Origin of the sequence: Salinicola lusitanus (assembly GCF_038648475.1) — a bacterium.
GTDB lineage: Bacteria > Pseudomonadota > Gammaproteobacteria > Pseudomonadales > Halomonadaceae > Salinicola > Salinicola lusitanus.
Map to the genome: position 1 here is coordinate 894,302 of NZ_CP151919.1, position 24,786 is coordinate 919,087.

Annotated in this window: 21 protein-coding genes; 5 read left to right on the top strand and 16 right to left on the bottom strand. The window is 64.7% G+C overall.

Annotated features, from left to right (window positions below; genetic code table 11):
* Positions 1 to 8: 8 nt before the first annotated feature.
* Positions 9 to 542: a DUF2878 domain-containing protein gene (locus tag AAGT95_RS04160; protein WP_342595654.1), complete on the top strand. Its 534-nt coding sequence runs from the start codon at positions 9 to 11 to the stop codon at positions 540 to 542.
* Here AAGT95_RS04160 and AAGT95_RS04165 read toward each other — a convergent pair.
* The gene (locus tag AAGT95_RS04165; protein WP_110603354.1) at positions 533 to 2,368 is read right to left on the bottom strand and encodes a putative bifunctional diguanylate cyclase/phosphodiesterase; all 1,836 of its coding nucleotides are present in this window, start codon (positions 2,366 to 2,368) and stop codon (positions 533 to 535) included. The two genes, AAGT95_RS04160 and AAGT95_RS04165, sit on opposite strands and share 10 nt — an antisense overlap.
* 232 nt (positions 2,369 to 2,600) lie before the next feature.
* Here AAGT95_RS04165 and fabA point away from each other — a divergent pair, with 232 nt between their 5' ends.
* Together fabA and fabB are read left to right on the top strand one after the other, a co-directional pair.
* On the top strand, positions 2,601 to 3,116 hold the full coding sequence (gene fabA / locus AAGT95_RS04170) for a 3-hydroxyacyl-[acyl-carrier-protein] dehydratase FabA (protein ID WP_110603352.1): 516 nt from the start codon (positions 2,601 to 2,603) through the stop codon (positions 3,114 to 3,116).
* A 13-nt stretch (positions 3,117 to 3,129) separates the two neighbouring features.
* On the top strand, positions 3,130 to 4,347 hold the full coding sequence (gene fabB / locus AAGT95_RS04175) for a beta-ketoacyl-ACP synthase I (protein ID WP_110603350.1): 1,218 nt from the start codon (positions 3,130 to 3,132) through the stop codon (positions 4,345 to 4,347).
* Positions 4,348 to 4,418: 71 nt separating this feature from the next.
* On the opposite strand, the gene AAGT95_RS04180 is transcribed toward fabB, so the two are convergent.
* Positions 4,419 to 5,177, bottom strand: a complete 759-nt coding sequence (locus AAGT95_RS04180; protein ID WP_110603348.1) for a lysophospholipid acyltransferase family protein — start codon at positions 5,175 to 5,177, stop codon at positions 4,419 to 4,421.
* Positions 5,174 to 6,085: a sugar nucleotide-binding protein gene (locus AAGT95_RS04185; protein WP_110603347.1), complete on the bottom strand. Its 912-nt coding sequence runs from the start codon at positions 6,083 to 6,085 to the stop codon at positions 5,174 to 5,176. The genes AAGT95_RS04180 and AAGT95_RS04185 overlap by 4 nt, the downstream gene beginning before the upstream one ends.
* A 210-nt stretch (positions 6,086 to 6,295) precedes the next feature.
* On the opposite strand from AAGT95_RS04185, the gene AAGT95_RS04190 reads away from it, so the two are divergent.
* Positions 6,296 to 7,177: an SMP-30/gluconolactonase/LRE family protein gene (locus AAGT95_RS04190; RefSeq protein WP_342595655.1), complete on the top strand. Its 882-nt coding sequence runs from the start codon at positions 6,296 to 6,298 to the stop codon at positions 7,175 to 7,177.
* Positions 7,178 to 7,188: 11 nt separating this feature from the next.
* Here AAGT95_RS04190 and AAGT95_RS04195 read toward each other — a convergent pair whose 3' ends face one another.
* The 7 genes from AAGT95_RS04195 to AAGT95_RS04225 form a co-directional block, all read right to left on the bottom strand.
* On the bottom strand, positions 7,189 to 9,258 hold the full coding sequence (locus AAGT95_RS04195; RefSeq protein ID WP_342595656.1) for an OPT family oligopeptide transporter: 2,070 nt from the start codon (positions 9,256 to 9,258) through the stop codon (positions 7,189 to 7,191).
* Between the two features lie 193 nt (positions 9,259 to 9,451).
* Positions 9,452 to 9,913, bottom strand: a complete 462-nt coding sequence (gene pgaD, locus AAGT95_RS04200) for a poly-beta-1,6-N-acetyl-D-glucosamine biosynthesis protein PgaD (protein ID WP_110603340.1) — start codon at positions 9,911 to 9,913, stop codon at positions 9,452 to 9,454.
* Between the two features lie 14 nt (positions 9,914 to 9,927).
* Positions 9,928 to 11,214 (bottom strand): poly-beta-1,6-N-acetyl-D-glucosamine synthase, encoded by a 1,287-nt coding sequence (pgaC, locus tag AAGT95_RS04205; RefSeq protein ID WP_110603338.1) that lies wholly within the window; start codon positions 11,212 to 11,214, stop codon positions 9,928 to 9,930.
* On the bottom strand, positions 11,211 to 13,358 hold the full coding sequence (gene pgaB, locus AAGT95_RS04210) for a poly-beta-1,6-N-acetyl-D-glucosamine N-deacetylase PgaB (RefSeq protein WP_342595657.1): 2,148 nt from the start codon (positions 13,356 to 13,358) through the stop codon (positions 11,211 to 11,213). The genes pgaC and pgaB overlap by 4 nt, the downstream gene beginning before the upstream one ends.
* Entirely contained in the window at positions 13,358 to 15,388 is a 2,031-nt protein-coding gene (gene pgaA / locus AAGT95_RS04215; RefSeq protein ID WP_342595658.1) for a poly-beta-1,6 N-acetyl-D-glucosamine export porin PgaA, read from the bottom strand. Before pgaA ends, pgaB begins: the two co-directional genes overlap by 1 nt.
* Positions 15,389 to 16,089: 701 nt before the next feature.
* Complete coding sequence (gene ssb, locus AAGT95_RS04220) at positions 16,090 to 16,689, bottom strand: single-stranded DNA-binding protein (protein WP_342595659.1); 600 nt, start codon at positions 16,687 to 16,689, stop codon at positions 16,090 to 16,092.
* A gap of 34 nt (positions 16,690 to 16,723) precedes the next feature.
* Positions 16,724 to 18,106, bottom strand: coding sequence for an MFS transporter (locus tag AAGT95_RS04225; RefSeq protein WP_110603332.1), 1,383 nt, complete (start codon positions 18,104 to 18,106; stop codon positions 16,724 to 16,726).
* A gap of 161 nt (positions 18,107 to 18,267) precedes the next feature.
* Here AAGT95_RS04225 and uvrA point away from each other — a divergent pair, with 161 nt between their 5' ends.
* Positions 18,268 to 21,120 (top strand): excinuclease ABC subunit UvrA, encoded by a 2,853-nt coding sequence (gene uvrA / locus AAGT95_RS04230; RefSeq protein WP_342595660.1) that lies wholly within the window; start codon positions 18,268 to 18,270, stop codon positions 21,118 to 21,120.
* Positions 21,121 to 21,546: 426 nt separating this feature from the next.
* On the opposite strand, the gene rplQ is transcribed toward uvrA, so the two are convergent.
* From rplQ to rpmJ, 6 genes are all read right to left on the bottom strand, one after another.
* Entirely contained in the window at positions 21,547 to 21,933 is a 387-nt protein-coding gene (gene rplQ, locus AAGT95_RS04235) for a 50S ribosomal protein L17 (protein WP_071230729.1), read from the bottom strand.
* Positions 21,934 to 22,028: 95 nt separating this feature from the next.
* Positions 22,029 to 23,027: a DNA-directed RNA polymerase subunit alpha gene (locus AAGT95_RS04240; RefSeq protein WP_110603329.1), complete on the bottom strand. Its 999-nt coding sequence runs from the start codon at positions 23,025 to 23,027 to the stop codon at positions 22,029 to 22,031.
* An 81-nt stretch (positions 23,028 to 23,108) separates the two neighbouring features.
* The gene (gene rpsD, locus AAGT95_RS04245; RefSeq protein ID WP_110603327.1) at positions 23,109 to 23,729 is read right to left on the bottom strand and encodes a 30S ribosomal protein S4; all 621 of its coding nucleotides are present in this window, start codon (positions 23,727 to 23,729) and stop codon (positions 23,109 to 23,111) included.
* Positions 23,730 to 23,741: 12 nt separating this feature from the next.
* A complete protein-coding gene (rpsK, locus tag AAGT95_RS04250) occupies positions 23,742 to 24,128 on the bottom strand; it encodes a 30S ribosomal protein S11 (RefSeq protein ID WP_009723883.1) in 387 nt (128 codons plus the stop codon).
* Positions 24,129 to 24,164: 36 nt separating this feature from the next.
* On the bottom strand, positions 24,165 to 24,521 hold the full coding sequence (rpsM, locus tag AAGT95_RS04255; protein WP_110603326.1) for a 30S ribosomal protein S13: 357 nt from the start codon (positions 24,519 to 24,521) through the stop codon (positions 24,165 to 24,167).
* A 131-nt stretch (positions 24,522 to 24,652) separates the two neighbouring features.
* On the bottom strand, positions 24,653 to 24,766 hold the full coding sequence (rpmJ, locus tag AAGT95_RS04260) for a 50S ribosomal protein L36 (RefSeq protein ID WP_031384759.1): 114 nt from the start codon (positions 24,764 to 24,766) through the stop codon (positions 24,653 to 24,655).
* Between the last annotated feature and the right edge of the window lie 20 nt (positions 24,767 to 24,786).

A 24,786-nucleotide genomic window follows, 5' to 3' on the forward strand; every position in this document is an offset into this window, starting at 1 on the left:
TGAGGGTCATGACCCGCGGTGGGGCGCTCGCCGTCAACGCCCTGCTGTTCCAGGGCGGCTGGTTCCTCTGCGTGCTCGGCGGCTCGCCCTGGGCCCTCGTCGCGACCCCACTCATCCTTCTGGTGCACTGGCGCTGGCTGGCGCGGCCGGGGGAGTGGCGCTGGTGGCTGGGGTTGCTGCTGGCCGGCATCGTCGTCGACGGCGGCCTGGTCGCCGTCGGCGGCATCGAGATGGAAGGGAGTCTTCCCCTCTGGCTATGGGCACTCTGGCCGCTCTTCGCCACCACACTTCATCACTGCCTGGCCTGGCTGTGGCGCTACCGGGCGCTGGCTATCGCCTGCGGCGCCCTGGGCGGACCATTGAGCTATCTCTCGGGGGCGGCGCTGGCCGGGGTCGAGATTCGTCCCTGGGCGCTCGCTATCGAGGCAATTGTCTGGGCCGGTCTCTGCGCTGGCCTGGCGCAGTATCTCGGCAGGCGGCGAGCGTCCGGGCACCGCAGGCGGGCAATCGGGTCGAGTCGGGACGACGCCGATCAGGAGTAGACGCTGGTGACCGATTGGCGCAGTCGCGTTTCGACCTCGCCGGCGGGCTGCGGCCGCGCGTAGAGATACCCTTGGACATGGCGACACCCTCTCGCCAGCAGGAAATCGCGCTGCTCGGCGGTTTCCACTCCCTCGGCAATGACATCCAGATTCAACCCCTGTGCCATCGCCAGCACCGCCGAGGTGATCGCCGCATCGGCGTGGTCGTGGGGCAGCGCACGAATGAACTCCCGGTCGAGCTTGAGCTTGTCGACCGGCAGACGCTTGAGGTAGGCCATCGACGAGTAGCCGGTACCGAAATCGTCGATGGCGATCTGCAGCCCTTCACGCCGCAGCGCTTCCAGCCGCGGCGAAATGTCGCCAGCGCGCTCGTCGAGCAGCACCGACTCGGTCAGTTCGAGGCCGAGCAGTCGCGCCGGCACCCGGTACTGGTTCAGTGTCGAAATCAAGTGGGCTTCGAGGTCGCCCTGAATCAGTTGCAGCGCCGACAGATTGACCCAGACGGGCAGCACGCTCAGCCCCTGGCTTCGCCAGGTCGCCAGTTGAGCCACGGCCTGCTCGATGACCCAACTGCCCAGCGCGGGCATCAGTCCGTGGCGCTCGGCCAGCGGAATGAACTCGTTGGGCAGGATCAGCCCATGTTCGGGGTGGTGCCAGCGCAGCAACGCCTCCATCCCCACCATGCCACCATCGTCGAGACGATGCTGGGTCTGGTAGTAGAGCTCGAGCTGCGCCCCCTGGGCCAGGGCCTGGCGCAGTTCGTTGAGGATGATCAGGTGGCGGTCCGACTCGACTTCCAGAGAGGGGCGGAAACGCCGGTCATGGTTGCGCCCGTGTCGCTTGGCGCTGTAGAGGGCCGACTCGAGCCGCTGGAACAGGACGTTGGGATCGTTGCCATCCTCGGGGGCGCGACAGCTGCCGATGGTCAAGCCCAGGTGCAGCGAGTTGTCGTCGATCTCGAAGGGTTCGCTCAGGTGATGACGCAGGCTGGCGACCCACTTCTCGTGGTCGTCGAAGGTGGTGGTGCGGATGACCATGAACTCATCACCCCCCAGCCGCCCGACGATACCACCGGCCACCTGCGCCGCCAGGCGCTGGCCGAAGCGCGACAGCAGGCGATCCCCGCTATCGACGCCGAGACTGTCGTTGATCGCCTTGAAGGCATCGATATCGACCAGCGCCAGGTCCAGACCTTCTCCCGCCCGCAAGTGGCGCAGGCGCGAGGCCAGCAGATCGTGCAGGCGCCGCCGGTTGGGCAGGCCGGTCAACGGATCCTCGAAGCCGATGCGACGCAGGTCCTGTTCGCGAGCCTTGTGCCGGCTGATATCGGTGAACAGGCCGACATAATGGGAGACCCGTCCCTTGCGATCGTGGCAAGCCTGGACCCGCAGCCACTCGGGGTACTGGTCGCCATGCTTGCGCTGGTTCCAGACCTCGCCTTCCCAGCGACCGGTGGTCTTCAGCGTCTGCCAGTAGCGATCGTAGAAGGCCTTGTCGTGGCGCCCGGAGGAGAGCGAGGAGGGGTTGAGCCCGCGAACCTCCTCAGGGGTATAGCCCGTGATCTGGGTAAAGGCGGGATTGACGGTGACGATGCGGTTGGCGGTGTCGGTGATCATCACGCCATCCGGCGACAGCTCGAGGGCCTGCTCGCTGAGGCGGCGTCGCTGGTGCTCCAGCCGGGTCTGGCGCCAGACGTCGGCGACCCCCACCATGACCAGCGCCAACGCCACCAGCCGCAGCGTCAGCAACGGCAATACACTAGCGGCAGCCAGTGCCGCTAGGCCCAACCAGGTCAGCGGTCGATTCAGCGTGAAGGAAGGCCACATAAGATGTCGTTTATCGTCGTTATGGTTTGCCTGGCGGCTATCGGATAGATTCCGTTCCCGTCCCGCATCATGCCCCGGCGACGATCGCCAGGGCAAGCGCCGCGGGGCCCATTGCACCCTGGTTCGCACGAGACTAGGCTTTGGCCGGCGTGCATTCGGTGTCCGCAGCCTTTAGACTGGCCGCGCCTCGGGATGACGAGGCAAACTCTTCTTCGATTCTCGGAACGATCCAGTGACCAGACAGCACTCTTTCAGCCAAGACGATCTGCTGAGATGCAGCCGGGGGGAACTGTTCGGCCCCGGCAACGCCCAACTGCCAGCGCCCAACATGCTGATGCTCGACCGCATCACGCAGATCAACGAGGATGGCGGCAAGTACCACAAGGGCGAGATCATCGCCGAGCTGGATATCCATCCCGACCTGTGGTTCTTCCAGTGCCATTTCCCGGGCGATCCGGTGATGCCGGGCTGCCTGGGCCTGGACGCCATGTGGCAGCTGGTGGGTTTTCATCTCGGCTGGCTGGGGAACCCCGGTCGCGGCCGGGCATTGGGCTGCGGCGAGGTCAAGTTCTCCGGGCAGATCCTGCCGAGCGCCGGTCAGGTTTCGTATCATATCGAGATCAAGCGCGTGATCACGCGCCGCCTGGTGCTGGGCATCGCTGACGGCACGCTGTCGGTCGATGGCCAGGATATCTACCAGGCCAAGGACTTGCGCGTCGGTCTGTTCACTAACACTGAGAAATTCTGAGCGGGAGGCTTCCATGAAACGAGTGGTAGTCACCGGCCTGGGTATCGTTTCCTGTCTGGGCAACGACGCCCAACAGGTGCTCGACTCTCTGCGCCAGGGGCGTTCCGGCATTCGCTTCAAGCCGGAGTATGCCGAACTCGGCTTTCGTAGCCAGGTCGCCGGTGTCGTCGACATCGACATCGAGTCTCTCGTCGATCGCAAGCAGCTGCGCTTCATGGGAGACGCGGCGGCCTATGCCTATATCGCCATGCAGCAGGCGATCGACGATGCCGGACTCGACGCCAGCGACATCTCCAATCCTCGCACCGGCCTGATCGCCGGCTCCGGCGGCGCGTCCAGCGCCAACCAGGTCGAAGCGGCCGATGTGATGCGAGAGAAGGGGCTGCGTCGCGTCGGCCCCTATCGAGTGACCCGGACCATGGGCAGCACGGTTTCCGCCTGCCTGGCGACACCGTTCAAGATCAAGGGTGTCAACTACTCCATCTCCTCCGCCTGCGCCACCTCGGCGCACTGCATCGGCAGCGCCGTCGAGCAGATCCAGCTCGGCAAGCAGGATGTCGTATTCGCCGGCGGTGGCGAAGAGGAGCACTGGACGCTGTCGTGCCTGTTCGATGCCATGGGCGCATTGACCACGCACTACAACGACACCCCGGAAAAGGCCTCGCGCCCCTACGACGTGGATCGCGATGGATTCATCATCGCAGGCGGGGGCGGCATGCTGGTGATCGAGGAGCTCGAGCACGCCAAGGCACGCGGCGCCAGGATCTACGCAGAGGTCACCGGGTACGGCGCGACATCCGACGGTCACGACATGGTCGCCCCCTCCGGCGAAGGCGCGGCACGCTGCATGCGTCAGGCGCTCGCCGGGCTGGAAGGCAAGGTCGACTACGTCAATACCCACGGTACCTCGACGCCGGTGGGCGATGTCGCCGAACTCAAGGCGATCCGTGAGGTCTTCGGCGACAGCACGCCGGCGATGAGTTCGACCAAATCGCTGACCGGTCACTCGCTGGGCGCCACCGGCGTTCAGGAAGCGATCTACTCGTTGCTGATGATGGAGAACCGCTTCATCTGCGCCTCGGCCAATATCGATACGCTCGACGAACAGGCCAGTGGATTCGACATCGTCCGTCAGCGTCGTGAAGACGTCGACATCCGGCGCGTGCTCTCCAACAGCTTCGGCTTCGGCGGCACCAACGCCTGTCTGGTGCTGGATCGCTACGAGAGCTGACCGTCGGCGCGCTCGTCGTCGACGAAAAAGGCGCCCCGCGGGGCGCCTTTTTCATGGCCGGATTCACGGTTTCAGGAGGGCAGCTCCGCCGGTGCGGCCTTGTCCGGCGAGGCCGGGCGCGGCACCTCGGAAATCTCGTTCAGGGCGCTCTCGATCCACGCCTCCATCTCGGCCATCACCTCTTCGGGCTTGCGCCCCACCGTCTCGATCGGCTCACCCACCACGACGTGGAGCACGCCCGGCTGCTTGACCCAGTGCCGTCCCCATCGCTCGCCGGCATTGTGCGCCACCGGCAGTACCGGCACGCCGGTGCGGCAGGCGATGACCGCGCCGCTCTTGTTGAAACGGCGTCGCTGCCCAGGCGGAACCCGGGTCCCCTCGGGGAAGATCAGCACCGACAACCCCTCCTCCAGGCGCTGCTTGCCGTGGGAGAGCACCTGGCGCATGGCGGCCGACGGCTTCGAGCGATCCAACGGAATCGGCCGCAGCAGTCGCACCCCCCAGCCGAACAGTGGGATGTTGAGCAGCTCTTTCTTGAGCACGGTGCAGATCGGCGTCTTGAGCAGTTGCAGGTAGACGGTTTCCCACTCGCTTTGATGGTTGGCCAGCACCACACAGGGCCCTTCCGGCACGTGCTCCCGCCCGGTCACCTGATAGCGGATGCCACAGGTGATGGCGAGCCAGCCGACGATGAAACGGTTGTGCCAGTTGAACAGCCTAAAGCGCGAGCGTATCGGCAAGGCAAAGCCCACCGGCAGCATCAGCAATCCCGAGACCAGGATTGCCAGGAAGTAACCGATATAGAAGATGATGCTACGAAAGACTTTCATGTGTCGGCCGCTTCCTCTCTGCTGCGACGTTGATCGCCTGTGTCGACCTCATCGTGAGCGGGATAGCGCTCCTGACACCACGCATCCAGCATCAGCCCTAGCTCCAGGCGCCAGGACTTCTGATGGATGCCGAAGACATCGAGTAGCCGACGACAATTGAGTACGCGCCGCAGCGGCGTATCATGATGCTGGTCGAGCCCCTCCAGTCTTCCCAGCGTCGGCGACTCTCCCACCCCCGCCAGCCGCGTCTCCAACTGCGTCCGTACCACCGAGCAGAAGGTGAAGACGCTGACCGGCTCCGTGCCGCAGAGATGATAGGTGCCCCAGGCGTTGGCGCCACTCTCGAGCTGCAGCAACACGCCCGTCAGGGCGCGGGCCACGGCCACGACGGAGGTCGGGCACACCACCAGGTCCCTGGCCGCCCTGACCGACTCGCCACGCATCAGCGCGTCGATCAGTTCGCTCAGCCAGGCGTCCTCGCCCTCGCGCCCGAACAGCGGCCCCAGTCGCCATATCAGATGCCGGGGATGGCGGCGCACGAGCTCGCCGACGGCGACCAGACGGCGCATCGCCTCATCCCGCGGTCGGGGCAGGACATCCTCGTCGATGGGGACGTCGGCGCCATCCTCGTACAGCGCATCGGAGACACACCAGACCAGTGGAATCTGCCTTGCCCGGCACGCCGCCAGCAACGCCTCCACCCGGTCGGCATGGGAGTAGACCACCGCCGGCTCGCAGCGCCCCGGATCCGCCAGCGGCGGCACGATCACGACATCGGGCTCGACCACCGCCAGTGCCTCGGCATCTCCCGCCGGCCACGAGACATAGTCGATATCACCCCGCTGCGCGGAGATGGCGTGCAACGCCCGGCTCAGGCAGTGCTCCGCCTGCAACACCAAACACTTCACGATGGCACCTCGGAACGCCTCATCGCTCTGGAATCCTTACTTTGCTGAGAACTACACTGCCCTGGCCGATCCCGGACTATGATAGAAGACGCCTTGTCCGCTCTAGGCTCGATGACGGGGAAGTGCCGATCGTGGCGGACACCGATAGTGGCAGACATCGAGGCCCGCAGGAACCGCTCGACCATTCGCTCATCCATGGAGAGAGTCAACATGAACAAGGATGTCGCCGTCGCCTGGGAGATCAGCGCCGAACTCGGCGAAGGCCCCATCTGGTCCGACACCCTTCGCGCCCTGGTGTTCGTCGATATTCGACAGGCCAGGCTGCACGTCTATCATCCCGCAGACGGCGAGCGTCGGAGTTGGGATCTCGAGGAAGCGTGCTGCTGGCTGCTGCCTCGAGAAGGGGGCGGCTTCGTTGCCGGCCTGCGCTCCGGGGTCGTGGGGCTCGAACTCGATGAGCGTGGCCCCCGCATCGGCAAGCGTCTGACCCCGATCGAGTGGCTGTCGGCAGGCGACCGCCTCAATGATGCCGGAAGCGATACGCACGGCCGCCTCTGGTTCGGCTCCATGGATGACGCCGAAAACGAGGTACGCGGTCATCTGTTCCGCCTCGACAGCCGTGGCGTTACCCTGATGGACAGTGAATACCACGTCACCAACGGGCCCGCCATCAGCCCGCACGGCGACACACTCTACCATAACGATAGCGCGCGCCAGACCGTCTTTGCCTTCGATCTCGACGCTGATGGCGAACTGTCTAACCGTCGCGAGCACATACGCTTAGCCCCGGGCGCCGGCTATCCGGACGGCATGACCTGCGATCGCGAGGGCGGGCTGTGGATCGCACTGTGGGACGGCGGCCGTATCGCCCGATTTCACGCCGATGGCTCGCTGGACCGGGAGATCGCCCTCCCCGTCTCCCGCCCCACCTCCTGCATCTTCGGCGGCGACGCACTGGACCGGTTGTTCGTCACCTCGGCGGCGACCGGCTGCCATGACGAACCGCTGGCCGGGGCACTGTTCGAGGTCGCGGTCGAGATCGGCGGCATCGCCACCACGCCAGTGATCCTGCCCAACGACCCGGGGCTGTAGCACGGCCGGGGTCACCCGGCCGCGGGGGCTGCCAGCACGCGGCGGTAGAAGCCGAGGCAGACGGCGACGAACACCGCCAGCCCCAGCCACCGGGCGATACCGGCGAAGCCGTCTCCGACCAGCGCCAACGGGGCCGGCGCCCCGCTCAGGCCGATGACGCCGGCCAGCAGCACGCCGACCAGGCTCTCGCCGACGATCAGCCCGGAGGCGAGCAGCACGCCACGTCGACGCGGCCGCTCCGAGGCACGCTCGACGTCATCGCCCCGTGCCAGCGCGCGGGCGCGGAGCCGGCGATCGATCAGCCAGCCCAGCACGGCGCCGATCACCAGCGGCATGTTGATACTCGGGGGCAGGTAGATACCGATCCCCACCGCCAGTACCGGTAGACGTGCCTTGCCCCCTCGCCGGCGCAGCCACTCGTCGACACCGATCAGCACGGCGCCGATCGCCAGACCGATGATGATCATCGTCCATTCGAGATCGTGGGAGAACACACCGCGCACGATGGCGGTCATCAGCGAGGCCTGGGGCGCCCCCAGGGCCTGCCCGGGGTCCATCCCCTCCCGTGGCATCGCCCCGGCGAAGCCGTAGGCGTTGTAGAGCAGCGAGAGCACTGGCGGGATGACCAGCGCCCCGACCACGCAGCCGATGATCAGCGCGACCTGCTGGCGCCACGGCGTGGCCCCCACCAGATAACCGGTCTTGAGATCCTGCAGGTTGTCGTTGGATATCGCCGCCACGGCGAGGATGACAGAGGTCACGAATAGCGCCAACGCCGTCGGCAGCATGCGCGCCACCGCCGGGTCCAGCACGTCGAACGCATCACTGACGGCGGTGAAGCCCAGCAGCAGCAGCGACACCAGGATGACCGCCACGATGCCGATGCCGGAGATCGGACTGCTGGAAGATCCGACCAGCCCGGCCATGTAACCGCAGGCGGCCGCGATCAGGAAGCCGAACACGCCCGCGAACAGCACGCTGCCCAGGGTCAGCGTCCAGAACGCGGCGCCGGCCAGCTGCGGTGCCGCACCGTGGAGAAAGATCGCGAAGACCACGGTCAACAGCACCAGCAGCGCTACCGTCAACGCCAGGATGATGCCCGCCGGCAGGTCGCGCTCGGTTCGCGCCTGGTCACGGAACGCGCCCTGGTCGCCGCGCATCGCCCCCAGTGACGTACGAATGCCGATCAGCATCGGCTTGAACAGGGTCGCCAGTGTCCAGACCGCGGCGATCCCGATGGTGCCGGCGCCGATGAAGCGGACCTTGTCGGACCACAGCGCCATGCCGGCATCGGCCAGCGACTGCCCCGCCTCCATCGGGGTGACGCTGGTCAACCAGGGGACCGCGATACCCCAGGCGATCAGCGTCCCGATCAGCATTGCCATGCCGCCGACGATGCCGACCAGGTAGCCGGCGCCGACCAGCGCCAGCGAAAACCCGGTCGAGAGCTGGAATGCCGCGCGACCGACCGAGAACCACACGCTGATGCTATCCGCCAGCAGCCGCAAGCCGCCGCTGGCGATCGAGAAGCCGGCCGCGACGATGCCGCCCAGCAGAATCTCCCGGGCACCGGGTTCATTCCTGGCGCCACCGGCGTCTCCGTCGCCACGCTGACCCTCATCGGCATCGCGGCTGCCGACCTCGAGGATCTCGGCCGCGGCGATCCCCTCCGGATAGGGCAGATCGCTCTGTACCACCATCACCCGGCGCAGCGGGATCGTGTAGAGCACGCCGAGAATGCCGCCGATGGCGCAGATCGCCGTGGTCTGCCAGAACGGAAAGCCCTGCCAGTAGCCGATCATCAAGAGCCCCGGCAGCACGAAGATGATCGCGGAGAGCGTTCCTGCCGCCGAGGCCTGGGTCTGGACCATGTTGTTTTCGAGCTTGTTGGCGCCGGCCACGCGTCGCAGCACGGCCATGGAGATGACCGCGGCGGGAATCGCCGAGGCGAAGGTCAGCCCGACCTTGAGCCCCAGATAGACATTGGAAGCGGTGAACAGCAGGGTGATGACGGCGCCCAGCATGACGCCTCGCAGCGTCAACTCGGGCAGACGGGCGTCATCGGGGATAGGTTGTGGCATGGAGACACTCTTGAGGTGAAAGGCCGGCGCAGGATCGAGGCGCTGCCGCCGCGATCGTCGGGGCCACCATCGCCCGCGGAAACTGGCAGTACAGGCAAATCGTTAGATGGCTATCTAGAAGGCCATTCTAGAATTCCCACGCTCTTGCGTCGAGGCGGCCGGGCTCCCCCGGCGGAGATTGAGCACGCCGCGCTCACCGCGCCTCGATGATGTTGCCCTGGGCATCATGGGTGAGCGTCACCCGGCGATGGCGCTGGAGCGCGGCCACCTGGTCCGAATTCATGCCGAACGAGAGCGCCAGCCGCTCGGGGGTCAGCGGCAGCGCCGGCTGGCGCCGATCGACGTGTCGGAAGCGGCGGTAGTTGTAGAACGCCCATACCAGCAGCGTGGCCCCCGCGAGCACGGTGATGACCGCGTAGAGTGTCAGCGAGGCCCAGCTATGGTCTTGGCTGTCGATCACGTAGGACTCGAACCGTCCCACCCCGAAAATCCAGCCGCCAATCGTCGCCAGCGGTAGCAGCAGATAGAGCCACAGCAACCAGCCGATGCCCGCCAGCAGCGCGAACACACTGCGCTGGCGCCGTGACTGCAGGTCGGGACGGTGGATGATTCGAGGCAGCCCGGCGGCGCCTCGCTGGTTGTTCGCCTTCGGCATGTCGAGCTCTCCTGTCAGGGTTGGATACCGCGGTCCGGGCTGCTCCAGCGCGCCCGCTGACGCCGCGAGGCCAGCAGGGCCCTGGGCACGGCGACCACTGCCGTGAGCGTCGAGAGCACCCAGTAGAGCAGCGGATACCAGATGACCCAGAAATAGTGGCGAAGAAAGCCGGCGCGTTCGTAGCGCTGGTCGATGCTCAGACTGACCAGGAACTGGATCAGGCAGGTGGCGCCCAGCAGCAGTCCGTTCCATTGCGGCAGCAGCGTCGCGATCTGCCAGCGTGGCGGCAGCGGTACGAACCCGCCGATGCAGAACAGCACGGCGATGGCCAGCATGACGTAGGCCCACACCAGGCTGGTGAGATACTCCAGCGCCACCCCCCAGAAGCGGCGCTGGCGCCAAGCCAGCAGTCGCCCGCCGTAGCGCAGCATCACCTCGACACCACCCTGGGCCCAGCGCAGGCGCTGCTGCCACAGGCCCTTGAGGGTTTCCGGCATATAGATGTAGCAGAGCGCCTCTGGCTCGAAGCGGATGTCCCAGTGATGGATCTGGAGACGCCAGGAGACATCGATGTCCTCGGTCACCATGTCGGCGCGCCAGTAGCCGATGCTGTCCAGCGCCGCCCGGTTGAAACCCGTGATCACCCCGGAGACGGTGAAGATACGCCCGTAGGTGCGTTGCGCCCGCTTGATCAGGCCGATGATCGAGGAGAACTCGCCCACCTGGATCTTGCCCAGCAGCGTCGAGCGGTTGAGGATGCGCGGATTGCCGGTCACCGCGCCGACACGCGGCCCCCCGGTCAGATGCTGCATCATCCAGTAGACGGCGAAGGGATGGAGCAGCGCATCACCATCGATACAGACGAGGTAATCCGAAGGGGCCGCCAGCGCACCGGCGCGCAGCGCCACCGCCTTGCCCTGATTGGCCGCGAAATGGATCACCCGCAGCCGCTCGTGCTTCTCGGCCAGGCGATCGAGGATCTCGCCGGTCTCATCGTGGCTACCGTCGTTGATGGCGATGACATCGAACTGCGGGTAGCGCGTCGCCAGAGCGTAGCGAATCGTCTGCTCGACCTGATCCGCTTCGTCGAAACAGGGCACCACGATGCTGACGTGAGGGGAGTCGGGATCCAAGGTCTCCAGCCTTGGCGTCATGTCCTTGCCACGCTCGCGGCGAAGATAGAACCAGAGGCCACCGATGATCCACATCCAGGCCATGAAGATCGGGTAGTAGAAGGCAAAACCGAACATCACGTCCCGCCAATCGATGGCCGAGACCCAGGCTTCGATATCGGCGATCATGGTTGACTCCGAAGACGAGAGGTCGAGTAGGGAAATTCGTTGAGGCTCATGCCCTCGAACGTGGGCTGGAAGGCCGGCATGCCGGTGATGAAGTCGTCCGGATAGTAGGCGAGGTTCAGCCCGCCCCGGCGCACCAGCTGATGCATCCACGCCTTGAAGCGCCCGGGCTCGATCCAGCGATCCCGTGCCCAGTCGTAAGCCTGCAACTCGAATACCGTCTTCCTGAGCCCGTCGGGCTGGCGCATCACCTGGTCGATCAGGTCATCCAGCCAGCGGCTGGCCGAGCGGTCATCGCGCGCCATGTCCGCGTCGTCGAGGTAGGGCATCGCCATCAGCGCCACTTCGTCGTAGTTGTCGAGGAAAGGACCCAGCGCCTGGGCAAAGCGCGACTCGGCAGCGGGGTCGAGCACGACCCGCGCGTAGATATTGCGCGCCACCCGGAAGCGGTTGCTGAGATTGGCGTACTCGCGCGCGGCGGCGACCGCCTGATGACTGAAGTCGATCAGCGCCCGGGTCTTGTCACGCGCACTCAGGTCGCAGTCGGTAAGCGCCCGCTGACCGCCGGGCCACCGCGCCGCGGGGTTGCAGGCCTGAGCATCTTCGTCCGCGGCGAGATAGGCGTCATCGTGAATCAGGATGCCGTCGATCCCCGGGGTGTTGCGGGCCAGATCGCCATAGATCCCGCGAACGAGCGCCAGTGCAGCCGGGCGGAACGGACTCAGCCGGCGGTAGTCGCGATCGGCGATCCGGCTCTTGCCGTCGCTCCCCCTGGCTCGCACCGCCAGTTGCTGCTGTCGTTCGGCGTCGGGCAGGTCGAAGGCGAGCAGCGGTAGCCAGGCGTAGACATCGACCCCGGCCCGGGTCTTGAGCTGCCAGGCGACACGGTTGAACAGATCGGCGCGCATCGGCAGGTAGTCGTTGGGGAAGTAGAGTGCCGAGGCAGTGCCATCCCCATCCGGATCGGCAAAGGCCTGCAGATAGACCGTGCGCACCTGCATGGCCTGAATCCGATCCAGCAAGGCGCTGAGATTGGCATTGACCTGATCGGGGTCGGGATCGTAGAGATAGTCGAGGTCGACCTGCACGGCCCGTTGAATGCGCCTGGGCGGATCGACGGTCTGCGCGACCTGGGATTCTACGGCCACCGGATCGGGATCATTCATCACCAGGAAGCGACCGAAATCGGGTCCGCTCGACGGGGTCGAGAGACGCTGATCACCGAGACTGAAGGTGAACCGGTAACCCGCCTCTCTCGCTATCCTTTCGGTAACGGGGTTGGTCGCGCCGTAGGGCCAGACCAGGGTGCGCGGCCGAACCCCGGTGTGCCGCTCGATGATCTCGGCGCTGCGGACCAGGTCGGCGTGAACGCGCCGCCGGTAATCGGCGTCGCTCTCGTACGCGCCACTGGCGGCATCGTAGCGTCGTGTCAGCGCTGCGGGTTCCACGTTACCCTGCGGATTGGCGAGGATCCCGTGGTGGAGGTCATCGGTGTGCGAAGCCACTTCCACCAGCCCCGAGGCCTGCATCTCGCGGACCTGGCCCCAATCCACGAAACCCTCTGCCCCTCTCGCGCGGCCGTTGTAGAGAACTTCGTTCGCCGCCCCAGCGTCGCCGTCCCCACCGATGACCGCCCCCTCCTCGAGCCGCGAGGCCACCGGATCGGTAGCGGCTGCCGTCACCCTGTCGCCACGCCCGACCCGCTCGATCCAGCCGGTCTCCACCGCGAACAGCGCCGGATAGCCGAAAGCCCGTAGCAGCGGAAAGACGCGGCCGTAGAAGCTCGCCAGCCCGTCGTCGAAGCTCAGCAGCACCGCGTTGGGAGGCAGCGGCCGCCTGCCCTCCCGGGCCGCCTCGATGTCGTCCAGGGAGATCGGGTGCCAATCGTTGGCCGCCAGCCAGTCGAACAGCGACGCCAGGCGTTCGGTGCTGACGGCGTAAGGGTCCCGATCCACGGCGGGCCGGGTATCGTCCCGCACATCGTGAAACCCGAGCGTCACGAAATGACCGGCGGGGATCTGCAGCGTCGTCACATCTCCCGGCAGGCCGGTCGTCGGCGGAGATGACGGCGCTCCCCGAGCCTGCGCTGCCGTCGACAGCGCGCCCAGTAGCGCGACCAGCGCGAAATGGAGCAGGGTCGATCGCATCACAGCACTCCCTCGAAACCTAACTGTCCGAACCAGCGCGCTTCGCGCTCGCCCTCGTACTCATGACTGCCCCAGCCGACGCCGTAGTTGACCGACCAGGTCCGCGTCAGCTGCCAGACGTGGCCGTAGCGCGCGTCGTAGCCCGGCGCGCTACCGTGGCCTCGCTCCCACTCGGAGGCCGTGCCCAGCGAGACGTTCTGCGTGAAGGCGTGATCGTAGCGCCGCCAGGTCAGCCAGTCGTGCTCGAGAGTCACTCCGGCGGAACGGGTATCCTCGGGGCTGTAGTAATCCGTTTCGCTCTGGCTGTTGTGCTCGGCGGAGAGCGAGCCGAGCAGGCGGGTCCGATGATGCGCGCTGGCCTGCACGCGCTGGGTCAGCTCGGCGGAGATGTCGCTGCGCAGGTTGCCGTCGCTGATGTCCAGGGCGCCCAGCGTCAGCGTCGCCTGGCGCGACTCGTTCTGACGCCAGGTCACCTGCGCCTGGTAGAGGCGTCCATCCCGATCGCTGCGCTCGGCGCGCAGCGGGGTCTCCGGCGACTGAAACTGGGTCAGCAACTGGTACTGCCAACGATCGTCGAGCCACTGCGACCAGCCGAGCTCGACGCCGGGTTCGTCGCTGGCGTTCTCGCCACTCACGCCGGCCCACCAGTGCCGGCGCAACCATCGGCGTTCGACGCCGACACCCCAGCGATCCCGGCGCTCGGCCCCACCGTCGTAGTCACCCCAGCGCCAGGATTGTTCGATGTAGGCGCGGTAGCCATCCTCGCGCCAGGGCGAATTGAGGCGCAGCCGGTATTCACCGTCGCGGCTGCCGTTGACGGCGCTCCCGCCGCGAGAGCGACCGAAGCTGCCCTCCCCCTCGAGGGAGAAGTGCTGACGATCCTGCCATTCGAGGTGGTTGCGCCGAATCGCGCTGTCGGTGGGAAACTGCGACGCCAAGGGTTCGATAGTGCGCTGCCAGCGCGGGAAGTTCTCGAGGTCCTGGGCATTCTCGGCAATGTTGAGCCGCGTGGCCTGATCCCTGGGCGCATAGGCCGCTGCCAGTTCGGCGGTCGACTGCGCCTGTTCGTACCAGCCTCTCGAACGCTGTGCGGTGGACAAGCCATTGATCACGTCGGTATTGCGCGGCGCCTGCCGATAGAGCGCACGGGCCCGTTCGAGCGCCTCTCCATCATGACGACGATAGGTGGCATCCAGCACCCGCAGGCGGTCGACCTCGCTGCGCTCCCAATTGGGCACCGGAGGCGTCTTCGGATTCGGCCGCGAGCGCCAGATCGGGGTGTCGGCGTCCAACTGGGCGAGCACCTCGGCCGCAGCGGCGTACTCTTCGCTCTCGATCAGGGCGTAGTAGTAGCCGGTCCGCACTGCCAACGATGGCCGCGCGCCCGACTCGATCACCTCGCGGTAGAGGCGTGCGGCCTGCTCCGGCTGCCGGCGAGCCAGATGGGCATCGGCAACGGCGGCCTTGGCGTAGACGGGCACATCGACCGATTCCCGCTGCAGCGCCTGATAATCGGCAACCACCGCCTCGAAGCGGTTCAACTGGCGCAGCACCACCAGTCGATCGACGCGGGTCCGATGGCCGGCGTCGCTGCCGGGAGGGAAGCGTTCCAGATTGGCATTCAGGCCATCGAGCGATGCGGTCAGGGCCGCGTTACGCGCTCCGTAGCGCTGCCGCCGCTCGTGACGCGCCTGCTCCTGCACCCCATTGCGGATCCGGGCCGTCGCGGCATCGGCCCGAAACCGATCCTGCGTGGCCTGCGGCCACGCCGGCCGGTAGCGCTCGCGTAACCGCTCGGCACGGCGATAGGCCCCGAGATTGGACAGGCTGGAGATCGTCGTCTGGAGGGCCTGACGATTGTCCGGGGCATACGTCAGCACTCGCTGCGCCAGTTGCAGCGCGATGGCCGGATGCCCCTGCTGACGCTGGCGTTCCGCAATGCCCGCCAGATCGTCGGCATTGGGGCGCCCCGACGGCCCTGGCCGCACGTCTTCGCCATAGGCCGAGGCCGGCGCCTCGGCGGGCGGCAAGCGCCCATCCGGAAAGCGCTCGGCTGCCTGGGCTGAATAGGCGAAGAGCGACAGCAGGCAGAGTGCGAGGGGGAATCGAGTTGAACAGGCGCGGCAGCGACCGTTGCCGGCGGCGTACGGCCTCGTCGAGAAGCCAAAGCCTTCGCCGGCCTTCGCGACTCGGCCGCGGAAGCGAGATATTCGCATTACAGGACAGGACCACCGTTATTTCCGTTAACACTCTGTTGCGAGAGCACTCAATTCCGTTGAGTGGGGTGCTAAAAGCCAAGTAAAACTAGAGATAAAATGGCGGTCTTACAAATTAGTAAATATTGATATGTTTGATTGTTTCATCGGCTCCCAAGGTCGATGAACGTCAACCTGCCATGACGCGGCCTTGGTACGAAAGCTGAACATGGTTTCCAGAAATTTGCTTTGAAAGACAATCCGCGGGAGCTCAAGCCACGGGTGCTGGGTCATGGCGAGAGAAGAATCTGCCTGCGCGCCGAACCTCGAGGCCGCGCTTGTCGATGGCCATCGCTGTCACACCGATACCCGGCCGAGACGCCGTTTTTCACCTGCGGATCTTGCCGGGATGGTCCACGCCCGAAACGCAAGCGCCCCGCGAGGCGGGGCGCTCTGATGACGGCCGGTGCGGCACGCCGGGGGTGCACTGACTCGATGCCCGCAAGGACGAGCCGTTGGACGCCGGTACCTGAGTGCTAGAACGGAATCTCGTCGTCGAAGTCGTCGAAGCTACCGGGGTTCGGCGCGCCGTAGTTCGGATTCTGGTTCGGTTGCGAGGCGGGCTGGCCCTGCTGCGGCGGGCGCTGCCCCTGAGCCGGGCGCTGCTGCGGTTGTTGCGGCTGTTGCGGGTTGCCGCCGTAACCGCCCTGCTGCGGCGGCTGGTCGTAGCCACCATTCTGCGGCGCACCGCCATACTGCCCCTGGGGCTGGGCGTAATCTCCGCCGCCCTGGCCGCCGCCACGAGAGTCCAGCATCTGCATGTCGTTGCCGACGATTTCGGTCGAGTAGCGATCCTGACCGTCCTGGCCCTGCCATTTGCGAGTCTGCAGGCGGCCCTCGATATAGATCCGCGAACCTTTCTTGACGTACTGCTGGGCGATCTCCGCCAGCTTGTTGAACAGCACCACGCTGTGCCATTCAGTACGTTCCTGGCGCTGGCCGCTCTGGCGATCGGTCCAGCTATCGGTAGTCGCGATGCGCAGGTTGCACACCGGATTCCCCGAGGGCAGGAAGCGCACTTCCGGATCCTGTCCCAGGTTGCCGATCAGGATGACTTTGTTTACACCTCGGGCCATCGTTGTCTCCTCGCATTCCTGCGTTGCGACGCTATCATGCGTCGGTTCGTTGCCATTGGTTGCCCGCGATACGGGCCAGCGCCTCGACATCCAGGCGCTGTCGGTCGACCTTGAGATAGGCGACCTGTTCTTCGGGTACGACCACGGCGTCCTCGACCCCGGTCACCGCGACGAAACGCTCGAGTAGTGTATCGAGCATGCCCATGGATTGCTCGTCGAGTGCGATGATCTCGCTGGAGAGATGGCGGGGCGCCGGCATCTTCCAGACCACCGCCAGCCAGATCGCCCCGACCACCGCCGTGCCCAGGAAGACACTCTGGACGCCGAAGCCCTGGGACAGGGCGCCGCCCAGCGTACCGCCGAGAAAGGCGCCGAAGAACTGACTGGTGGAGTAGACGCCCATGGCAGTGCCCTTGGACCCGGCCGGTGCCAGTTTGCTGATCATCGACGGCAGCGTCGCCTCCAGTAGATTGAAGACGACGAAAAAGCCCCAAAGTAGGATCAGCAGGGCGACGCGATCATTCGCCAGCTCGCCGAAGCCGAGCAGAATCAATGTCATCGCCGCGACGGCGCCGACGAAGACCGGCTTCATCTTGCGATACTTCTCGGCCACGATGACCAGCGGGATCATGCCGACGAAGGCCAGGGCCATCACCGGCAGATAGACCCAGCCATGATCTGCCGGGGCGAATCCCAGGGCCTCGAGCCGAAACGGCAGCGCCGTGAAGCACGCCGTCAGAATCAGGTGGAGGGCGAAGATCGAGAAATCGAGCCGGAGCAGGTCGCCCTGGCCCAGCGTGGCGCGCAGTTGACGGCGATCGATGCCGACATCCCGGTGGGGCATTCGCTTCGGTGCTCGCGGCACCAGTTTCCACAGGATCAGCAGGCCGCAGGCGGAGAGCGCCGCGGTGAACCAGAACACGCCGGCGAGCCCGCCGACATCGGCGATCAGGGGCCCCACCACCATGGCGATGGCGAATGCGACGCCAATGGAGAGTCCGATGGTCGCCATCGCGGCGGTGCGGATCTCCTCGCGGGTCTGATCTGCCAGCAGCGCCATGATGGCGCCGGCGACGGCGCCGCTCCCCTGCAGGCAGCGCCCGATGATGATGCCGGTGATGGACGTGGCACTGGCAGCGACGATACTGCCGATGATGAACAGCAGCAGGCCCCCGGCGATGACCGCCTTGCGACCGATCCGGTCGGAGAGCAGCCCGAAGGGAATCTGGAGAATGGCCTGGGTCAGGCCGTAGCCGCCCAGCGCCATGCCGACAAGCAAGGGAGTGGCGCCGTCGAGATGATCGGCATACAGCGCCAGCACCGGCAGGACCATGAATAGCCCCAGCATTCGCGAGGCGTACAGGCTGGCCAGCCCGACGATGGCACGTCGTTCGGTAACGAGAAAACGAGAAGTCATGGAGGTCGCAACGTTGGGTGAACTCGGCGCGAGCCGAGGATGATTCGGGATGAGCGGTGCATTTTACCGCTCGCCCTTCTCCAGTGAAAGCAGCCGGCTTTGCCGGGCCTTTGATCCGCGACCTATAATGGTCGTTTCCCGCGTCGCAGCACGAGGTAGTCATGGACAGCATTCTGGTCAGGGGCGCACGGACCCATAACCTGAAGAACATTGATGTCGAACTGCCGCGCGACAAGTTGATCGTGGTAACCGGTCTCTCCGGTTCGGGCAAGTCTTCACTCGCGTTCGACACGCTCTACGCCGAGGGGCAGCGACGTTATGTCGAATCCCTCTCGACCTACGCCCGCCAGTTCCTGTCGATGATGGAAAAGCCCGACGTCGACCATATCGAGGGACTCTCGCCGGCCATCTCCATCGAGCAGAAATCGACCTCGCACAATCCGCGCTCCACCGTCGGTACCATCACCGAGATCTACGACTATCTGCGGCTGCTGTTCGCTCGCGCCGGCACGCCGCGATGCCCGGATCACGACGAGGAACTGGAGGCGCAGACCGTCTCGCAGATGGTCGATCAGGTGCTGGCGCTGCCCGAGGGCAGCCGGCTGATGCTGCTGGCGCCGGTGGTCAAGGGCCGCAAGGGCGAGCACCTCCAGTTGATCAGCGAGCTGCGCGCCCAGGGTTTCGTGCGTGCCGTGATCGACGGGCATACCGTCGAACTCGACGATGTGCCGGCGCTCGACAAGAAACGCAAGCACGACATCAGCGTGGTGGTGGACCGCATCAAGGTTCGCCCGGATCTGCAGCAACGTCTGGCCGAGTCCTTCGAGACCGCACTCAATCTGGCCGATGGCACCGCCATCATCCACTTCATGGATGGCGAGCAGGATGACCTGGCGTTTTCGTCACGCTTCGCCTGCCCGATCTGCGGCTACTCGCTGAGCGAACTGGAACCCAGGCTGTTCTCGTTCAACAACCCGGCCGGCGCCTGTCCGACCTGCGACGGCCTGGGCGTGCGTCAGTTCTTCGATCCAGACAAGCTGATCAGTCATCCGGAGCTGTCGCTGGCCGAGGGCGCGATCAAGGGCTGGGATCGCCGCAGCATCTACTACTTCAGCCAGCTGCAGGCGGTCGCCGAGCACTATCGGTTCACGCTGGATACGCCGTGGAACGAGCTCGCCCGACATGAGCGCGATATCGTACTCAATGGCAGCGGCAAGGACGACATCGCCTTCAGCTACGTCAACGACCGCGGCCGCAAGGTGACCCGCGAGCACCCCTTCGAGGGCGTGCTGCCCAATCTGGAGCGTCGCTATCGCGAGACCGAGTCGTCGATGGTTCGCGACGATCTGGCCAAGTACCTGGCGGTGCGGCCCTGCCCCACCTGCGACGGGACCCGCCTCAAGCGCGAGGCGCGCCATGTGTTCATCGACGGCAACAATCTTCCGACGCTGACCCGGATGCCGGTGGGCGAAGCCTGGAACTATTTCCGCCAGTTGACGCTTCCCGGGAGGAAGGGCGAAATCGCGGTCAAGATCGTCCACGAGATCCACGCCCGACTCGAATTCCTGGTCAACGTCGGGCTCGACTACCTAACCCTGGAGCGCAGCGCGGACACGCTCTCCGGCGGCGAAGCCCAGCGCATTCGCCTGGCCAGCCAGATCGGTGCCGGCCTGGTCGGGGTGATGTACATCCTCGACGAGCCCTCGATCGGCCTTCATCAGCGCGACAACGATCGTCTGCTGCGCACGTTGATACGTCTGCGCGATCTGGGCAATACGGTGATCGTGGTCGAGCATGACGAAGACGCCATTCGCGCTGCCGACCACGTGCTCGATATCGGCCCTGGCGCCGGCGTGCATGGTGGCACCATCGTGGCCCAGGGAACGCCCCACGACATCGAGACGACGCCGGAGTCGTTGACGGGCCAGTACCTCTCCGGGAAACGCTGTATCGAGGTGCCCCCGTACCGCATCCCGGTCAACCCGGACAAGCAGCTTCATCTGCGTGGCGCCACCGGCAACAACCTGCAGGATGTCGACCTGGCATTGCCGCTGGGGCTGTTCGTCTGCGTCACCGGCGTCTCCGGCTCCGGTAAATCGACCCTGATCAACTCGACCCTGATGCCGATCGCGGCCCGTGAACTCAATCGCGCCACCACACTGACGGCGGCGCCCTATCGCAGCATCGAGGGTCTCGATCAGCTCGACAAGATCATCGACATCGACCAGAGCCCGATCGGCCGCACGCCACGCTCCAACCCTGCCACTTACACCGGTATCTTCACCCCCATCCGCGAGCTCTTCTCGGGCACCCAGGAGGCGCGGGCCCGCGGCTACAAGCCGGGACGTTTCAGCTTCAACGTCAAGGGCGGACGCTGCGAGGCGTGCCAGGGCGAGGGCATGATCAAGGTGGAGATGCACTTCCTGCCGGATATCTACGTCCCCTGCGACGTCTGCAAGGGCAAGCGCTACAACCGCGAGACGCTGGAGATCCACTACAAGGGCAAGAGCATCCACGAAGTGCTCGAGATGACCATCGAAGAAGCACTGGAGTTCTTCAGCCCGGTGCCAGCGATCGCCCGGCGCCTGCAGACGCTGATGGACGTGGGGCTCTCCTACGTCCGCCTGGGCCAGAGCGCGACCACGCTCTCCGGCGGCGAGGCGCAGCGCGTCAAGCTGGCTCGCGAGCTGGCCAAGCGCGATACCGGCCAGACGCTCTACATTCTCGACGAGCCCACCACCGGGCTGCACTTCGAGGATATCCGGCAGTTGCTCGGCGTGCTGCATCGGCTACGTGACCACGGCAATACGGTGGTAGTGATCGAGCATAACCTTGATGTGATCAAGACTGCCGACTGGATCATCGATCTGGGCCCGGAAGGTGGCTCCGGCGGTGGCCGCATCATCGCGGAGGGCACGCCGGAACAGGTGGCGGGGCTCGACCACTCCCACACCGGCAATTTCCTGGCACCGTTGCTGCCCGCCCCCAAGGCGCGCAAGGCCAAGCGCGCCTGAGTCCGGCCATATGGCGCTTTCGCAGGCGCCCTATGGCGGCTCTGCTCCAATGATCCAGAGAGAGTGTGCCGGCAGTCCGTGACGAACCCGAACCGGGATCAATCCCCATCGCGGAGTGGCTCTTGCGACCCCTTCGACCGATCTGGAGAGTCCGAGCAGCCAATCGACAGCGCTCACGATACCTGAAGGCGCCCTGCGCCCACAGCTTGGATGGCCCGACCCGGCCATCCCGCTTCCAATGCCTTGATGTGCTGCTGAGCGTGGTGGAACGGCAGCAGCAGCGGCTCCAACAGCCCGAGGGGCGAATCGCCGAATCCAGCGCTCTCCCGCGCCATTGAAGCCCCCGACCCTGACCTTTGTCCCAAAAGAAAACCGGCTGCCCAAGTGATTGGGCAGCCGGTTTTTATCGTGCAAGAAGCGTGGGACTTATTCGTCGCCAGCGGCTTCTTCAACGACCGGACGATCGACCAGCTCGATGTAGGCCATCGGAGCGTTATCGCCAGTGCGGTAGCCGCACTTCAGCACGCGGACATAACCGCCCGGGCGATTGACGTAACGCGGGCCAAGCTCGTTGAAGAGCTTGCCGACGGCTTCCTTGGAGCGGGTGCGGCTGAACGCCAGACGGCGGTTTGCCACGCTATCCTGCTTGGCCAGGGTGATCAGCGGCTCGATATGACGACGCAGCTCCTTGGCTTTGGGCAGGGTAGTCTTGATCACTTCATGCTCGACCAGCGAGATGCACATGTTCTTGAACATGGCGTGCCGATGCGAGCTGGTCCGATTCAGATGACGACCACTCTTACGATGACGCATGATTGCTATTCCTTACCAAACTGGTGATTCGAGTCGGCACACTGGATTCGACGCTGACACGAAGGCAGACACCTGGGCGTCTGCACATATCGTCGTCAGGCGGAGGCCTTGTCGTCTTTCAAGCTCGCCGGCGGCCAGTTTTCCAACCGCATACCGAGCGAAAGACCGCGCGAAGCCAGCACATCCTTGATCTCGTTCAAGGACTTCTTGCCAAGGTTCGGCGTCTTGAGCAGCTCGACTTCTGTGCGCTGAATCAAATCGCCAATGTAGTAAATATTCTCGGCCTTCAGGCAGTTGGCGCTGCGAACCGTGAGTTCGAGATCATCCACGGGGCGCAGAAGAATCGGATCGATCTGATCTTCTTCCTCTTCGATTTCCTGCTCTCTGTCGGCTTCGAGATCGACGAAGGCGGCCAGCTGTTCCTGAAGAATGGTCGCACTGCGGCGAATCGCTTCTTCCGGGTCCAGAGTGCCGTCGGTTTCGAGATCGATGACCAGCTTGTCGAGATCGGTGCGCTGTTCGACACGAGCCGCTTCGACCGCATAGGACACGCGGCGGACGGGGCTGAACGTGGCATCCAGCTGCAGACGACCGATGGCGCGGGATTCGTCCTCGTCGGAGAGACGCGCATCGGCGGGCTCGTAACCGCGACCACGAACGATCTTCAGCTGCATTTTCAGCTCGCTGCCATCGTTGAGGTGGGCAATCACGTGATCCGGATTGACGATCTCGACGTCATGGCCGACAGCAATGTCGCCTGCGGTCATGACACCGGGGCCCTGCTTGTTCAAGGTGAGGACGGCTTCGTCGCGACCATGCATCTTGATGGCCACGTCCTTGAGATTCAGCAGAATCTCGATGACGTCTTCCTGAACACCCTCGATGGCGCTGTATTCGTGCAACACGCCTTCGATTTCCGCTTCGACCACGGCACAGCCGGGCATCGAAGAGAGCAGGATGCGACGCAGCGCATTCCCCAGGGTATGGCCGAAACCACGTTCGAAGGGTTCCAGCACGATCTTGGCGTGATGTGCACTGACCTCTTCGACCTTGATGTCGCGGGGACGGAGAAACTCTGTCACTGAACGCTGCATATGAACACCTTCCCAGGCTGCCAAACGAATATCGGTACTCCAGGCGGGAGCCGGGCCGCCTGAACGGCCCGGTTCCAAGCCTTACTTGGAGTACAGCTCGACGATCAGGTTTTCGTTGATGTCGGCAGACAGGTCGCCGCGTTCCGGGACAGCCTTGAAAGTGCCTTCCATCTTCTTCGAGTCGATGTCGATCCAGGTCACGTCGCCGCGGTTGGCAGCGATGGACAGGGCCTGCTGGATACGGGCCTGGTTCTTGGCCTTCTCACGAACAGAAACGACGTCGCCGGGGCGCACCTGATAGGACGCCACGTTGACGGTACGGCCGTTGACCGAAATCGCCTTGTGGCTGACCAACTGACGTGATTCGTTACGCGTGGAGCCGAAGCCCATGCGGTAGACCACGTTGTCCAGTCGGCATTCCAGCAACTGCAGCAAGACTTCACCGGTCGCGCCTTTCAGGCGAGCGGCTTCCTTGTAGTAGTTGCGGAACTGGTTTTCGAGTACGCCGTAGATACGACGCACTTTCTGCTTCTCGCGAAGCTGCAAGCCGTAGTCGGAAAGACGCTGACGGCGCTGGCCGTGCACACCCGGGATCTGCTCGGATTTGCACTTCTTCTCGAAGGGAGTGACACCGCTCTTGAGAAAGAGGTCGGTACCCTCACGACGAGACAGTTTACACTTGGGACCTAGATAACGAGCCATGAGTCTGTCTCCTTAAACGCGGCGTTTCTTCGGCGGACGGCATCCGTTGTGCGGAATCGGCGTCGCGTCAGTGATGCTCTGTACACGGAAGCCGGCGGCATTCAATGCGCGCACGGCAGACTCACGGCCAGGACCGGGGCCCTTGACCAGCACGTCGACGTTTTTCACACCATACTCGGCTGCAGCAGTCGCTGCACGTTCACTCGCCACTTGAGCTGCGAACGGGGTGCTCTTGCGAGAACCACGAAAACCCGAACCACCGGCAGTTGCCCAAGAAAGCGCATTGCCCTGGCGGTCTGTGATCGTCACGATCGTATTGTTAAAAGAGGCATGGATGTGTGCGACCGCATCCACGACCTGCTTTTTAACCTTTTTACGGTTACTACGCGGGTTAGCCATGTTGATGTATCCTGATCTTAAACGCCGGAACGTTAATTACTTACGAATCGGTTTACGCGGTCCCTTACGGGTACGCGCATTGGTCTTGGTACGCTGACCACGCAGCGGTAGACCACGACGATGGCGCAGACCACGGTAGCAACCCAAGTCCATGAGACGCTTGATATTCAGCGTCACATCACGGCGAAGGTCGCCTTCTACGGTGTACTTACCCACTTCGGTACGCAGGGTGTCGAGCTCTTCGCCTGACAGTTCCTGAACCTTGGCGGTAGGTGCGATGCCGGCAGCGACACAGATACTCTGCGCACGCGTGCGGCCAATCCCGTAGATGTAGGTCAGCGAGATCGCCGCATGCTTGTTGTCCGGGATATTGACGCCTGCAATACGGGCCATCAGCTTACTCCGAATGTTGAGCGGCTTGCTCGTTTAGTCGTCCACAAAGGGCGCAATAGCATACCCCTTTGCCTCTCTCAAGGCAAGGGATATGCCATGGCCCGCTTTTTACTCACAGCGTCAGGGTCAAATCAGCCCTGGCGCTGCTTGTGACGCGGCTCGGTGCAAATCACGCGAACCGCGCCGTTGCGCCGAATGATCTTGCAGTTACGGCACATTTTCTTTACAGAAGCTCGAACTTTCATCGTTCTCTCCAAATGCTCTC

What these genes read in the sequence shown, in the direction of transcription:
- AAGT95_RS04160 (WP_342595654.1), top strand. Translation starts at nt 9, where the DNA reads ATGACCCGCGGTGGGGCGCTCGCCGTCAACGCCCTGCTGTTCCAGGGC.
- AAGT95_RS04165 (WP_110603354.1), bottom strand. Translation starts at nt 2,368, where the DNA reads ATGTGGCCTTCCTTCACGCTGAATCGACCGCTGACCTGGTTGGGCCTA.
- fabB (WP_110603350.1), top strand. Translation starts at nt 3,130, where the DNA reads ATGAAACGAGTGGTAGTCACCGGCCTGGGTATCGTTTCCTGTCTGGGC.
- AAGT95_RS04180 (WP_110603348.1), bottom strand. Translation starts at nt 5,177, where the DNA reads ATGAAAGTCTTTCGTAGCATCATCTTCTATATCGGTTACTTCCTGGCA.
- AAGT95_RS04190 (WP_342595655.1), top strand. Translation starts at nt 6,296, where the DNA reads ATGAACAAGGATGTCGCCGTCGCCTGGGAGATCAGCGCCGAACTCGGC.
- AAGT95_RS04195 (WP_342595656.1), bottom strand. Translation starts at nt 9,258, where the DNA reads ATGCCACAACCTATCCCCGATGACGCCCGTCTGCCCGAGTTGACGCTG.
- pgaD (WP_110603340.1), bottom strand. Translation starts at nt 9,913, where the DNA reads ATGCCGAAGGCGAACAACCAGCGAGGCGCCGCCGGGCTGCCTCGAATC.
- pgaC (WP_110603338.1), bottom strand. Translation starts at nt 11,214, where the DNA reads ATGATCGCCGATATCGAAGCCTGGGTCTCGGCCATCGATTGGCGGGAC.
- pgaB (WP_342595657.1), bottom strand. Translation starts at nt 13,358, where the DNA reads ATGCGATCGACCCTGCTCCATTTCGCGCTGGTCGCGCTACTGGGCGCG.
- ssb (WP_342595659.1), bottom strand. Translation starts at nt 16,689, where the DNA reads ATGGCCCGAGGTGTAAACAAAGTCATCCTGATCGGCAACCTGGGACAG.
- AAGT95_RS04225 (WP_110603332.1), bottom strand. Translation starts at nt 18,106, where the DNA reads ATGACTTCTCGTTTTCTCGTTACCGAACGACGTGCCATCGTCGGGCTG.
- uvrA (WP_342595660.1), top strand. Translation starts at nt 18,268, where the DNA reads ATGGACAGCATTCTGGTCAGGGGCGCACGGACCCATAACCTGAAGAAC.
- rplQ (WP_071230729.1), bottom strand. Translation starts at nt 21,933, where the DNA reads ATGCGTCATCGTAAGAGTGGTCGTCATCTGAATCGGACCAGCTCGCAT.
- AAGT95_RS04240 (WP_110603329.1), bottom strand. Translation starts at nt 23,027, where the DNA reads ATGCAGCGTTCAGTGACAGAGTTTCTCCGTCCCCGCGACATCAAGGTC.
- rpsD (WP_110603327.1), bottom strand. Translation starts at nt 23,729, where the DNA reads ATGGCTCGTTATCTAGGTCCCAAGTGTAAACTGTCTCGTCGTGAGGGT.
- rpsK (WP_009723883.1), bottom strand. Translation starts at nt 24,128, where the DNA reads ATGGCTAACCCGCGTAGTAACCGTAAAAAGGTTAAAAAGCAGGTCGTG.
- rpsM (WP_110603326.1), bottom strand. Translation starts at nt 24,521, where the DNA reads ATGGCCCGTATTGCAGGCGTCAATATCCCGGACAACAAGCATGCGGCG.
- rpmJ (WP_031384759.1), bottom strand. Translation starts at nt 24,766, where the DNA reads ATGAAAGTTCGAGCTTCTGTAAAGAAAATGTGCCGTAACTGCAAGATC.